The organism is Nocardioides sp. zg-1230, assembly GCF_013155335.1.
GTDB lineage: Bacteria > Actinomycetota > Actinomycetes > Propionibacteriales > Nocardioidaceae > Nocardioides.
Genome location: NZ_JABJQZ010000004.1, coordinates 225,584 through 237,839 on the forward strand (window position 1 = coordinate 225,584; position 12,256 = coordinate 237,839).

The 12,256-nt window shown below is 72.9% G+C and carries 13 protein-coding genes; 11 read left to right on the plus strand and 2 right to left on the minus strand.

The window, feature by feature from the left end; all coding sequences use genetic code 11:
- Positions 1-214: 214 nt before the first annotated feature.
- Complete coding sequence (gene rpmB / locus HOO61_RS12980; protein ID WP_056602600.1) at positions 215-400, minus strand: 50S ribosomal protein L28; 186 nt, start codon at positions 398-400, stop codon at positions 215-217.
- A 211-nt stretch (positions 401-611) separates the two neighbouring features.
- Between rpmB and HOO61_RS12985 the strand changes: the two genes are divergently transcribed.
- The 10 genes from HOO61_RS12985 to HOO61_RS13030 all read left to right on the plus strand — a co-directional run bounded on the left by HOO61_RS12985 (position 612) and on the right by HOO61_RS13030 (position 9,736).
- Entirely contained in the window at positions 612-2,252 is a 1,641-nt protein-coding gene (locus tag HOO61_RS12985) for a DAK2 domain-containing protein (RefSeq protein WP_172259136.1), read from the plus strand.
- A 16-nt stretch (positions 2,253-2,268) separates the two neighbouring features.
- Entirely contained in the window at positions 2,269-4,476 is a 2,208-nt protein-coding gene (locus HOO61_RS12990; RefSeq protein WP_172259137.1) for an ATP-dependent DNA helicase RecG, read from the plus strand.
- Positions 4,477-4,525: 49 nt separating this feature from the next.
- Positions 4,526-5,095: a 16S rRNA (guanine(966)-N(2))-methyltransferase RsmD gene (gene rsmD / locus HOO61_RS12995; RefSeq protein ID WP_172259138.1), complete on the plus strand. Its 570-nt coding sequence runs from the start codon at positions 4,526-4,528 to the stop codon at positions 5,093-5,095.
- A 43-nt stretch (positions 5,096-5,138) separates the two neighbouring features.
- The gene (coaD, locus tag HOO61_RS13000; RefSeq protein WP_172259139.1) at positions 5,139-5,624 is read left to right on the plus strand and encodes a pantetheine-phosphate adenylyltransferase; all 486 of its coding nucleotides are present in this window, start codon (positions 5,139-5,141) and stop codon (positions 5,622-5,624) included.
- A gap of 100 nt (positions 5,625-5,724) precedes the next feature.
- Positions 5,725-6,291, plus strand: a complete 567-nt coding sequence (locus HOO61_RS13005; protein WP_367650151.1) for a DUF177 domain-containing protein — start codon at positions 5,725-5,727, stop codon at positions 6,289-6,291.
- Positions 6,292-6,350: 59 nt separating this feature from the next.
- Positions 6,351-6,536 carry a 50S ribosomal protein L32 gene (rpmF, locus tag HOO61_RS13010; RefSeq protein WP_129454709.1) on the plus strand — a complete coding sequence of 62 codons (186 nt, stop codon included), beginning with the start codon at positions 6,351-6,353 and terminating at the stop codon, positions 6,534-6,536.
- Positions 6,533-7,273 carry a ribonuclease III gene (gene rnc / locus HOO61_RS13015; protein ID WP_216658948.1) on the plus strand — a complete coding sequence of 247 codons (741 nt, stop codon included), beginning with the start codon at positions 6,533-6,535 and terminating at the stop codon, positions 7,271-7,273. Before rpmF ends, rnc begins: the two co-directional genes overlap by 4 nt.
- A 3-nt stretch (positions 7,274-7,276) precedes the next feature.
- Complete coding sequence (gene mutM, locus HOO61_RS13020; protein ID WP_172259142.1) at positions 7,277-8,152, plus strand: bifunctional DNA-formamidopyrimidine glycosylase/DNA-(apurinic or apyrimidinic site) lyase; 876 nt, start codon at positions 7,277-7,279, stop codon at positions 8,150-8,152.
- A 73-nt stretch (positions 8,153-8,225) separates the two neighbouring features.
- Positions 8,226-8,420: a hypothetical protein gene (locus HOO61_RS13025; RefSeq protein ID WP_172259143.1), complete on the plus strand. Its 195-nt coding sequence runs from the start codon at positions 8,226-8,228 to the stop codon at positions 8,418-8,420.
- A gap of 71 nt (positions 8,421-8,491) precedes the next feature.
- The gene (locus HOO61_RS13030; protein ID WP_172259144.1) at positions 8,492-9,736 is read left to right on the plus strand and encodes an MFS transporter; all 1,245 of its coding nucleotides are present in this window, start codon (positions 8,492-8,494) and stop codon (positions 9,734-9,736) included.
- Positions 9,737-9,743: 7 nt separating this feature from the next.
- Here the strand turns inward: HOO61_RS13030 and HOO61_RS13035 are convergent, their stop codons facing one another.
- Positions 9,744-10,808 carry a bifunctional 2-polyprenyl-6-hydroxyphenol methylase/3-demethylubiquinol 3-O-methyltransferase UbiG gene (locus HOO61_RS13035; protein ID WP_172259145.1) on the minus strand — a complete coding sequence of 355 codons (1,065 nt, stop codon included), beginning with the start codon at positions 10,806-10,808 and terminating at the stop codon, positions 9,744-9,746.
- A 59-nt stretch (positions 10,809-10,867) separates the two neighbouring features.
- Here HOO61_RS13035 and HOO61_RS13040 point away from each other — a divergent pair, with 59 nt between their 5' ends.
- Positions 10,868-12,229, plus strand: coding sequence for an FAD-linked oxidase C-terminal domain-containing protein (locus HOO61_RS13040; RefSeq protein WP_172259146.1), 1,362 nt, complete (start codon positions 10,868-10,870; stop codon positions 12,227-12,229).
- Positions 12,230-12,256 lie beyond the last annotated feature (27 nt).

Sequence of the window (12,256 nt, forward strand, 5' to 3'; positions counted from 1 at the left end):
GGGCGGCGACGAGTTCCGGGAGGCGCAGCGGCGGGCAGCTCATCGACCTGGCGGGGGAGTCCGACACCTCGGGGGGTGCACAACCCCCTCGAAGTGACGGACTCCCTGCATGAGCGGGGAGTCCCCGAAGGGGCGGGCCCCGGAAAAGATCTCGGAAGCACGACGAAGCCCCCGCCGCATCAGCGACGGGGGCTTCGGCGAAGAAGACGTCAGGTCAGCGCGAGACCTTGCCGGCCTTGAGGCAGCCGGTGCAGACGTTGAGGCGCTTGGGCGTGCCGTTCACGGTCGCCCGGACGCGCTGGATGTTGGGGTTGAAACGACGCTTGGTGATCTTGCGCGACCAGGGACGGTTGTTTCCGAAGCCCGGCTTCTTGGCGCAGATGTCGCAGACGGCAGCCACCGTGCACTCCGATCCGTTCGAGGTTGATGTCTTGGAGGCCCGCACCACCAGAAGCGGCAGCAGGCAACCGCGCAAGAGTAGCCGAGGACTGGCGGCGAGATGAAATCGCAGGGGCCGTGGGTGCCGGGCACTACCCTGTGGCGCGCACCACATCGTACGACGAGGCAGCCGCACCACCACATCCAGCAGACACCGGGAGCAGACCGACGCGATGGAGCACGTCACCCACGGCATCACGCTGGACGGCGTCGCGCGGTTCGTCGAGATCGCGACCGACGCCCTGTCCTCGGCCCGCGAGGAGATCGACGCGCTCAACGTCTACCCGGTGCCCGACGGTGACACCGGCACCAACATGTTCCTCACGGTCTCGGCCGCCCGCGACGCGCTGCGCGAGGCCCGGGGGAGCGACCCGGACCTCTCCCTCGGTGACGGCATGGCGGTGCTCGCCCGCGCCGCGCTCATGGGCGCCCGCGGCAACTCCGGTGTGATCCTCAGTCAGATGCTGCGTGCCTACGTGCACCACCTCGCGGGCGCGGCGATCGCCGACAAGCCGGCCGAGACGATCGCCGCGGCGATGGCCGAGGCCACCGAGGCCAGCTACGCCGCCGTGGGCGCGCCGGTCGAGGGCACGATGCTGACCGTGTCGCGCGCCGCCTCCGACGCCGCGCTCGAGGCGGCCGGCCGGGGAGCGCGCACGCGTGACGTCTTCACCGCCGCGGCAGCCGCCGCCCGCGACGCCCTCGCCCGCACCCCCGAGCAGCTCGACGTGCTGGCCCACGCCGGGGTCGTCGACGCGGGCGGTCGGGGGCTGTGCGTCGTCCTCGACGCCGTGGAGACCACCGCGACCGGGCGGCGGCCCACGCCGTGGTCGGCGCCGATCGGCACCCACCACATCCCGGTGGCGACCGCCCTCGCCGGCGACGACCTCACCGAGGACGGCCCGGGCTACGAGGTGATGTACCTCCTCGACGCGGACGACCAGCACGTCGCCGAGCTGCGCGCCACCCTCGCCGGGCTCGGCGACAGCCTCGTCGTGGTCGGTGGCGACGGCCTGTGGAACGTCCACGTGCACGTCGACGACGTCGGTGCCGCCATCGAGGCGGGGATCGGTGCCGGGCGCCCGCACCGCATCCGCGTCACCCACTTCGCCGACCAGGTCGCCGCCGGGCGGCAGCGGGTCTCGACCCGCACCGGGCGCCAGGTCGTGGCGGTCGCCGCGGGCCCTGGACTGACCGCGCTGTTCGAGTCGGCGGGCGCGGTCGTGGTCAGCGGAGGGCCGGGGCGGCGCCCCTCCACCGGCCAGCTCCTCGAGGCCATCGAGTCGTGCGGCGCCGCCGAGATCGTGCTGCTGCCCAACGACGGCGACACCGTGCGAGCCGCCGAGATCGCGGCCCGCACGGCCGAGGCGGAGCACGACGTCGTGGTCGAGGTCATCCCGACCCAGGCTCAGGTGCAGGGACTGGCCGCCATCTCGGTGCACGAACCCGGCCGCACCTTCGACGCCGACGTCCGGGAGATGACGGCGACGGCCCGCCACGTCCGCCACGGCGCGGTCACCGTCGCCGCCCGCCGGGCGATCACGATGGCCGGCCCGTGCGAGCCGGGCGACGCGCTCGGCGTGATCGCCGGCGACTTCGCGGTCGTGGGCACCGACCTCGAGACGGTGGCCGACGAGGTGCTCGAGCGGCTGCTCGCGGGCGGCGGCGAGCTGGTCACGATCGTCTCCGGCGAGGGCGGGGTCGAGCTCGCCGACCGGGTCGCGGCGCGGGTGGAGCAGCGGCACCCGACCGTCGACGTCGCGGTCCACGACGGCGGCCAGCCGCGCTACCCGCTGCTCGTCAGCGTCGAGTGACGGGCAGGATCACCGCATGGTCGCGATCACCCCGGACAGCCCGATCGGCGCGGTGTTCGGCAACAGCCACAAGAAGCGCAAGCTGGCCGAGGAGGGCCTCGGGCTCGAGACGGTCGGCGACCTGCTGCGCCACTTCCCGCGCCGCTACGTCGCCGCCACCGAGCTGTCGGAGGTCGCCACACCGGTCGTGGGTGAGCAGCTGACGATCGTCGGCGAGGTCCGGTCCTGCGAGAGCGCGTCCTTCTTCAGCGGCAACCGCCGCCAGTTCCGTACGACGGTGCGCCTGCGCACGGACGGTCCCGACTTCTCCGTCACGCTGTTCAGCCCCTACGCCAACCAGGCCGACCGCCACGAGGCGCAGTTCCGCCCCGGCAGCCGGGCGATCTTCACCGGCAAGGCGAAGCAGTTCCGCGGCAGCTGGCAGCTCGAGCAGCCCCACGGCTTCACCCTCGACGGCGACGAGGCGGTCTCGCTGAGCAAGCTCCTCCCGATCTACCCCCTCACCGCCAAGCTCTACTCGTGGGACCTGCAGAAGGTCGTCACAGCCGCGCTCGACCTCGTCACCGGGGTTCCCGACCTGCTCACCCCCGAGCTGCGTGAGCGGTTCGGGGTCCTCGACGTGATGCAGGCGCTGCGCTGGATCCACGCCCCTGACGACTGGAAGCAGGTCGGCGCCGCCCAGAAGCGGTTCCGCTTCGAGGAGGCGCTCGTGCTCCAGCTCGTCCTCGCCCGGCGCCGGGCGGCCCACCGCGCCCAGGGCGCGCAGGCCCGCGCCCGCCGTGACGACGGGCTGCTGGACGCCTTCGACGCGCGGTTGCCGTTCGAGCTCACCGGTGGCCAGCGCGAGATCGGCGACCTGGTCGCCGAGGAGCTGGGCCGCGACCACCCGATGAACCGGCTCCTGCAGGGCGAGGTCGGGTCGGGCAAGACGCTGGTCGCGCTCCGCGCGATGCTGCAGGTGGTCGATGCCGGGGGGCAGGCCGCGCTCCTCGCCCCCACCGAGGTGCTCGCCCAGCAGCACCACCGGTCGATCTCCGCGATGCTCGGCGACCTCGCGCAGGGAGGCATGCTCGGCGGTGACGCCGACGCCACCCAGGTCGTGCTGCTCACCGGGTCGATGGGCAAGGCGGCCCGGCAGGAGGCGATGCTGCGCATCGTCACCGGCGAGGCCGGCATCGTGATCGGCACCCACGCCCTCCTCGAGGACAGGGTGGAGTTCGCCGACCTCGGCCTGGTCGTCGTCGACGAGCAGCACCGCTTCGGCGTCGAGCAGCGTGCGGCGCTCACCGACAAGGCCGGCACGCCGCCCCACGTGCTCGTCATGACGGCCACCCCGATCCCGCGCACGGTCGCGATGACCGTCTTCGGCGACCTCGAGACGTCCGTCCTCGCGGAGCTCCCGGCCGGCCGCGCGCCGATCCAGACCAACGTCGTGCCCCTCGCCGACCAGCCCTCGTGGATCGACCGGGTCTGGCAGCGGGTGCGCGAGGAGGTCGAGCGCGGGCACCAGACCTACGTCGTGTGCCCCCGCATCTCCGGCGACGCCGGCGAGGAGGGCGAGACCGACCAGCTCGACTTCGACGAGGACGGCGCCGACATCACGCCCCGACGCCCGCTCGCCGCGGTCGAGGACGTCCACGCCGAGCTCGCGTCGGGCCCGCTGGCCGGGCTCCGCACGGCTGTCCTGCACGGACGCATGACGCCCGACGACAAGGACCGCACGATGCGGGCCTTCGCGGCCGGCGACATCGACGTGCTGGTCTCCACCACGGTCATCGAGGTCGGGGTCGACGTCCACAACGCCACGGCGATGGTGCTCCTCGACGCCGACCGGTTCGGTGTCTCGCAGCTGCACCAGCTGCGCGGTCGCGTCGGCCGGGGCGGCCTGCCCGGGCTGTGCCTGCTGGTCTCCCACGCCGAACTCGGCACTCCCGCCCGCGACCGCCTCGACGCCGTCGCGTCGACCACCGACGGCTTCGAGCTGAGCCGCGTCGACCTCGAGCAGCGTCGCGAGGGTGACGTGCTCGGCGCCCATCAGTCGGGGTTCAGGTCCGGCCTCGTCACACTTCGGGTATTGCGCGACGAGAAGACGATCGTCCGCGCCCGAAACGCCGCAGAGGCGCTACTCTCCGAGGATCCTGCGCTCGCAGGGGCGCCCGACCTGGCCGACGCCGTCGCCGAGGTGGAGCGTTCAGCGGCGTCGGCCTACCTGGACAAGGGCTGAGACGAGTGCTGGGACAAGAGCTGGACGGAGAAGGGCACAGCACGGGGACATGACTCGGATCATCGGGGGATCGGCGGGGGGCCGGCGGCTGGAGACGCCGCGCGGACAGACGACCCGTCCCACGAGCGACCGTGTGCGCGAGGCGCTCTTCTCAGCCATCGAGTCGCGCACCGGCTCGCTCGACGGGCTGCGCTTCCTCGACCTCTACGCCGGATCGGGCGCGGTCGGCCTCGAGGCGTGGTCGCGCGGTGCGGGGGTGGTGACGATGGTCGAGCACGACCGGCGCACGGCCGCGCTCATCACCCGCAACGCAGCCACCCTCGGCTTCTCCAAGGCCCGGGTGGTGGCGGCCTCGGTGGCCACGTTCCTGTCCTCGCCGCCCGCCGCGCCCTACGACATCGTCTTCTCCGACCCGCCCTACCCGATGTCCGACGCGGACGTCGACGCCGACCTGGTCGCGCTGGTCGCCCACGGCTGGCTCGTCCCCGGCGCGCTCGTCGTGGTCGAGCGAGCGGCGAAGCGCACCATCCTCACCTGGCCGCCCGGCACCGTGGAGGAGCGCACGAAGCGCTACGGCGAGACCGCGCTTTGGTACGGTCACGCCACCCCGGCCCCCTGATCCCGAGACGGGACCAGAGCCTCCACTCAATGGAAGGACGCCCGTGCGTCGCGCTGTCTGCCCCGGGTCCTTCGACCCGGTGACCAACGGCCACCTCGACATCGTCACCCGAGCCGCGTCGCTCTTCGACGAGGTGGTCGTCGCCGTCGGCGTCAACATGAGCAAGAACAGGCTGTTCACCCCCGACGAGCGCATCGCGATGCTGCGCGAGACCACCGCGGGGATCGCCAACGTGCGGGTCGCCGGGTTCGACGGCCTCATCGTCGACTTCTGCCGCGAGCTCGAGGCGGTGGCGATCGTGAAGGGCCTCCGTGGGGCGGGTGACTACGAGTACGAGCTGCCGATGGCGCAGATGAACGCCCACCTCACCGCGGTCGAGACCGTCTTCCTCCCCGGCGCGGTCGGCAACGCGTTCGTCTCCTCCAGCCTGATCAGGGAGGTCGCCGCGCTCGGCGGCGACGTACGCGGCCTGGTCCCCGAGCCGGTCCGCGAGCAGCTCGTGGCACGGCTGGCCGAGCGCACGTCGTGACACCCTGGGGGAGACCCCACCCGCCACTCGTTTTGCCCCGTCGGTGGGGCGGCGGATACGATTCCGAGGTTGTGTTGGTGTCCAGATGTGGGAGCTCGACGTGAACAGCCTGGACCCGAGGGCGCCGCTCGTGCTCGATACTCGCGAGCTCGGCCGCCGCCCGGGGTCCCAGCGTGAGCTCGAGCTCTCCGTTCCGGCGCCAGCACGACTTGGCATCGAAGTCCTCGCTGTCCCCGAAGGATCGCCGGTCGAGCTCGACCTGCGGCTGGAGGCGGTCATGGAGGGCGTGCTGCTCACGGGCACGGCCACGGCCGCGCTCGAGGGGGAGTGCGTACGGTGCCTGGAACCGATCGAGGACGAGGTCCACGTGACGCTCCAGGAGCTCTACGTCTACCCCGACCAGCACGACAGGGCCACGGAGAACGACGACCGTGACCTCGACGACGAGACCAGCCAGCTCGAGGACGACCTGCTCGACCTCGAGCCCCTGCTGCGGGACGCGGTGGTGCTCGCACTACCGTTCCAGCCGCTGTGCATGGACGATTGCCCGGGATTGTGCACCGAGTGCGGTGCGCGACTCGCGGACGACCCGGACCACGCGCACGACGCGCCGATCGACCCGCGCTGGGCGGGGCTCCAGCAGATCCAGCAGGACACCCGAGACTGACTCCACCGGAAATCCCCGGCGGAGAAGCAAGCAAGCCACACGTAACCAGGAGACACACCATGGCTGTTCCGAAGCGGAAGATGTCGCGCAGCAACACGCGCCACCGCCGTTCGCAGTGGAAGGCCGTCGCGCCGACCCTCGTGACGTGCGCCAACCCCGCCTGCGGCTCCAAGCACCTCCCGCACCGTGCGTGCGGCCAGTGCGGCCAGTACGGCGCCAAGGCCGACCGTCGCCAGGTCCTCTGACCACCGACGAGCTCCGCGCAGCGCTCGGTGATCCGGTCCTGGATCCCGAGCTGCTGCAGCGTGCCCTGACCCACCGCTCGTTCGCCTACGAGAACGGGCAGATCCCGACCAACGAGCGCCTGGAGTTCCTCGGGGACTCCGTGCTCGGGGTCGTGGTCACCGAGACGCTCTACCGCGCGCACCCCGACTTCAGCGAGGGCCGGCTGGCCAAGCTGCGGGCCGCGGTCGTCAACGCGCGAGCGCTGGCCGACGTCGCCCGGCAGATCGGTCTCGGCCAGCACATCAAGCTGGGTCGCGGCGAGGAGACCACCGGCGGTCGCGACAAGGCCTCGATCCTGTCCGACACCGTCGAGGCGGTCATCGGCGCGATCCACCTGAGCGGCGGCATCGACGAGGCCGCCAAGGTCGTCCACCTGCTCTTCGACCCGGTGATGGAGGCCGCGGCGTCGATGGGTGCCGGCCTCGACTGGAAGACCTCCCTCCAGGAGCTCTCCGCCGACCTCGGGCTCGGCGTGCCGGAGTACCTCATCGAGGACGACGGCCCCGACCACATGAAGACCTTCGTCGCGCGCGTGCGCGTCGGCGAGCAGGTCCTCGGCAACGGCACCGGCCGCTCCAAGAAGGAGGCCGAGCAGGGCGCCGCCGAGACCGCCTACCGCGAGATCAAGGCTGCCGCCCACGTCGACGGCCGGCCTGCACCGGAGACCGCACCGGTCGTCACCGCCTCCGACGCCTGAGCCGTGCCCGAGCTCCCCGAGGTCGAGGTCGTCCGCGCCGGCCTCGAGCGCCACGTCGTCGGCGCCACCATCGAGGCCGTCGAGGTGCTCCATGCCCGGCCCGTCCGCCGCGACCACCGCGGGTCGACCGGCTTCGTCGCAGCCCTCGACGGGCAGCGCGTCGAGGCGGTCCGCCGCCGCGGCAAGTACTTCTGGCTGGCGTTCGCCAACGGCGATGCACTGCTGGGCCACCTCGGGATGAGCGGGCAGATGCTCCTCCACGAGCCCGGTGCGCCCGACGAGCGCCACCTGCGGGTCCGGTTCGGCCTGCGCACCGCCGAGGGACGTCCCCTCGAGATGCGCTTCGTCGACCAGCGCATGTTCGGCGGCCTCGTCGTCTCGGCGGGGGGCGCGGACCTGCCGACGGAGATCGTGCACATCGCGCGGGACCCGATCGACCCGGCGTTCGACGACGACGAGTTCGTGCGCCGCGCGCGACGACGTACGTCCGCCGTCAAGCGGCTCCTGCTCGACCAAGGCCTCGTCTCCGGGGTCGGCAACATCTACGCGGACGAGGCGTTGTGGCGCGCGCGCCTGCACGGTGAGCGACCGGGCGACCGGCTCACCGGACCCGTGCTGCGCGAGCTGCTCGGCCACGTCCGCGACGTGATGGGGGAGGCCCTCGCCCAGGGCGGCACGTCGTTCGACGCCCTCTACGTCAACGTCAACGGCGAGTCCGGCTACTTCGACCGGTCGCTCGACGCCTACGGCCAGGAGGGGGAGCCGTGCCGGCGCTGCGGCACACCGATCCGCCGGGTGGCGTTCATGAACCGGTCGTCGTTCTTCTGCCCGCGCTGCCAGCGGCCGCCGCGGGCCCGGCCGGTGCGCCGAGCGGATTGACCCCGGCCCGCCGCAGTGGGACTCTGGTAGACGGCCGGATCGTCGGTCGCCCCGTCCCCTCGAAAGGCTCCCCATGGCCAAGGCGCTGTTGGGTCATGTGAACAGCGACGTACGGACCACGTCCGTCCTCGCCGTCGAGAACAGCCGGCTCCGCCGACGCGTCGACGACCTGGAGGCGCTCGTGCTGCGCCTGCAGGCCGAGAACGACCGGCTCGCGACCGCCGCGCGTGAGGCGGAGCTGCTGGTCGAGGACCTCCAACCCGCCTGACCTGCCCCGCCTGACCCGCACCCGGATGTCGCGGTGCGGCGAGACGGCCGCGCACGTAGGCTCACGTGCTTGTGAGCCGCCTCGTCGAGACCGTCTTCCCCCACCGGCTCGGCACCGGGTTCCGATGGCTCGTCGGGTCGTCATGGGTGACCAACCTCGGCGACGGCGTGCTCATCGCGGCGGGTCCGCTGCTCGTCGCCTCCCAGACCCGCGACCCGCTGCTGGTCGCGGCGGCCATGATCGCGCTGCAGGTGCCGTGGCTGCTGATCGGACTGGTCGCCGGGGCGCTCGCCGACCGGCTGGACCGGCGCCTGGTGATCATGACCGCCAACGCGGTGCGCGGGCTCGTGCTGGCCGGGCTGTGCGTCGTCATCGCCACCGGTCAGGTCAACATCGCGCTGGTCATCGCGGCGATGCTCGCGCTCGGCACCGCCGAGACCTTTGTCGACGCCACCGCGGGCACGCTCACGCCGATGCTGGTCGAGAAGCGCGACCTCGGCATCGCCAACTCGCGGCTCATGGCGGGCATGATCACCGGCAACCAGCTCGTCGGACCGGCGGTCGGCGCCCTGCTCTTCTCGGTCGGCATGGTGTGGCCGTTCGTCCTCACCGTCGTCTGCATCGCAGCAGGGGTGGTGCTCGTGTCCCGGATCGGTACGCCGCCGGGCGCCGTGCGCGGCGACGTCGACACCCACGTCCGGCAGGACATCGTCGACGGGCTGCGCTGGCTGATGGGCAACCCGCCCGTGCGCACGCTGGCCGTGATCATCGTGGTCTTCAACGTCACCTGGGCGGCTCCCTGGTCGGTGCTCGTCCTGTGGGCCCTCGAGCGCGTCGGGATCGAGGAGGCCGGGTTCGGCCTGCTCACCACGGCGGCCGCGCTCGGCGGCCTGCTCGGGACGTTCTCCTACGGCCGCCTCGAGCGGCTCGTGCCCCTGGCCACGCTGATGCGCGCGGTGCTGCTGGCCGAGGTGCTGTTCCACCTCGCCATGGCGCTCACGACCTCGCCGTGGGCGGCGTACCCCCTGATGTTCTGCTTCGGCGCGTACGCCTTCGTGTGGGGCACGCTGTCGCAGGCGGTGCGCCAGCGCGCCGTGCCCAGCGAGCTCCAGGGGCGCGTCGGCTCGGTCTACATGGTCTGCGTGATGGGCGGCATGCTCCTGGGTGGGCTGCTCGGGGGCCTCATCGCCCGGGAGTGGGGGCTGACCGCGCCGTGGTGGTTCGCCTTCGTGGGCTCGGGCATCACGCTCGCGCTGGTGTGGCGCTCGCTCGCGCAGATCGCCCACGCCGACGAGGCCGCGACCGCCGCGGCCTGACCCGAGGTCAGGGGCGGCGCAGGCGCCGCTCGAGCCGAGCGAGCGGCCCGGTCCGGTCGGCGGGCGCGGCCTGTGCTGCCTGCACCGCGCGGTCGCGCTGGCGTCGCGCGCGGTCGCGTGCGGCCCGCACCCGGGCGAGCCGCTCGCGCGTCTCCGCCAGCCGCCGCTCCACGTCGGCCAGCTGGTGCGCGGGCACCACGTCGTCCTCGCTCGCGACCGGTGCCTCGTCGGGCAGCTCGGCGCGCACCCCGGCGAGCGCTGCCCGTGCCTCCTCGGCGGCCACCGCCGGCTCGCGCCTGCGGTCGAGACGTCGCAGGGTGGCGTAGAACTCCTGCTCGCCCACCCGCGTGGCGGTGAGCCGCTCGACGGCGAAGTCCACCTGGCCGAGGGCGAGCAGGTCGTCCATCAGGTCGGCGAAGCCTCGCGGCGTCAGCGGCCAGACGTGGCAGTCGACGTACTCACCGGCCTGCTGCCGGGCGAGGTGGCGGCGGACGTCGTCGATCGGGTGCAGGCCCTGCGTCGGGGGCGGCACGCCGGCCCACGCCTGCTCGGCCGGGTGGTCGACGGCCCGCATGAAGTGGTCGAGCACCGCGCGCACCGACGGTGTGCGGTCGCCGTCGAGGTGGGCCTGGACCACCTGGCCGACGGTCGTGGGGGCGCGGTGCACGTCGAAGCAGTAGCGGCGGTCCGGGATCGCCAGGAGCAGCGCGCCGTCCCAGGTCAGCACCTGCGCGACGTCGCGCAGCCAGCCGAGCATGTCGGGCACGTGCTCGATGACGTGGCTGGCCACGACGTGCTGGAAGGGCGCGTCCTCGGCGACCGCCTCCGCGAGCGTGGACACGGTGCCGTCGGGCCGGGTGAGCCAGAAGTGCTGCTCGGGGATCGCGTCGGGGTCGACGGCCGGGTTGCCGTCGTAGTGGGCGACCAGGCCCGCCCGGTCGACGACGTCGACGTAGCGCACGTCGGCGACGTCCGGGCTGACGACCGGGTTGGCCAGCGGGCCGATCTCCAGGCACCGTCCCTGCCCGAGGTCGGCGTCGCCCACGATCCGGGCGCGGCGTGCGGCTCTCATGCCTGCCGACCCTAGGTCGTCGGGGTCCCGGTCCCCGCACGGCGTGCCACGATGGGCGCGTGGATGCCCTCGCCGAGCTCGTGGAGTCCCTGCCGGAAGGTGTCGTGGCGACCGACCCGGCCACCGTCGACACCTACCGCCACGACTGGTCGCGCGACACCGGTGCCGGCACCCCGGTCGCGGTCGTGCGCGCCGAGGACGCCGTCCAGGTGCAGGTCGCGGTGCGGTGGGCGGCCGCGCACGGCGTGCCGGTCGTGCCGCGCGGTGCCGGGTCGGGCCTGTCGGGAGGTGCCAGCGCCGTCGACGGCGGCATCGTGCTCAGCCTCGAGCGGATGCGGGCGATCGAGATCGACACCGACTGCCAGGTCGCCCTCGTCGAGCCGGGTGCCTTCAACGCCGAGGTGAAGGCCGCTTCGCGTGAGCACGGCCTCTGGTACCCGCCTGACCCGTCGTCGTACGAGATCTGCTCGATCGGCGGCAACGTCGCCACCAACGCCGGTGGCCTGTGCTGCGTGAAGTACGGCGTCACCACCGACTACGTCCTCGGCCTCGACGTGGTCCTCGCAGACGGCACGCTCATCACCCTCGGCGGCAAGCGGATCAAGGACGTCGCCGGTCTCTCGCTGCTCAAGCTCTTCGTGGGGTCGGAGGGCACGCTCGGCATCGTCACACGGGCGATCCTTCGCCTGGTCCCACTGCCCCTCCCGCCCGCGACGCTCGTGGCGTCGTTCGCCTCGGTGGTGGCTGCGGCCGAGGCCGTCGTCGCCGTACGCCGTACGCTGCGGCCCTCGATGATGGAGCTGATGGACCGGGCCACGATCAACGCCGTCGAGGACTTCTCACCGCGTGGTCTCGACCGGACGGCGGGGGCACTGCTGGTCGTGCAGTCCGACGCCCCGGGCGATGCCCGCGTCGCCGAGATCGCGGCCGTGGAGGCGGCCTGCGTCGCGGCCGGGGCGACCGAGGTCGTCCTCACCGACGACCCGGCCGAGGGCGAGATGTTCGTCGAGGCCCGGCGCATGGCGTTCCCGGCGGTCGAGGCCCGCGGCAGCCTGCTGCTCGAGGACGTCGGGGCGGCGGTGCCGCTGCTCCCGGACCTGCTGGCCGCGGTGACCGAGATCGCCGCGCGGCACGACGTCGAGATCCCGACCGTCGCCCACGCCGGCGACGGCAACACCCACCCGATCATCGTCTACGACGCCGCCGACGCGGACTCCGAGCGCCGGGCGCGCGCTGCCTTCGAGGACATCCTCCAGGCCGCCATCCGCCTCGGCGGCACCATCACCGGGGAGCACGGCGTGGGTCGCACCAAGAAGTCGGCGCTGCCCGACCAGCTCGGAGAGGACGTGATGGCGCTGTCGAGACGGATCAAGGACGCACTCGACCCGGCCGGCATCCTCAACCCCGGGGCCGTCCTGTGAAGCCCATCGGCTGCCGGGGTGGGTCTA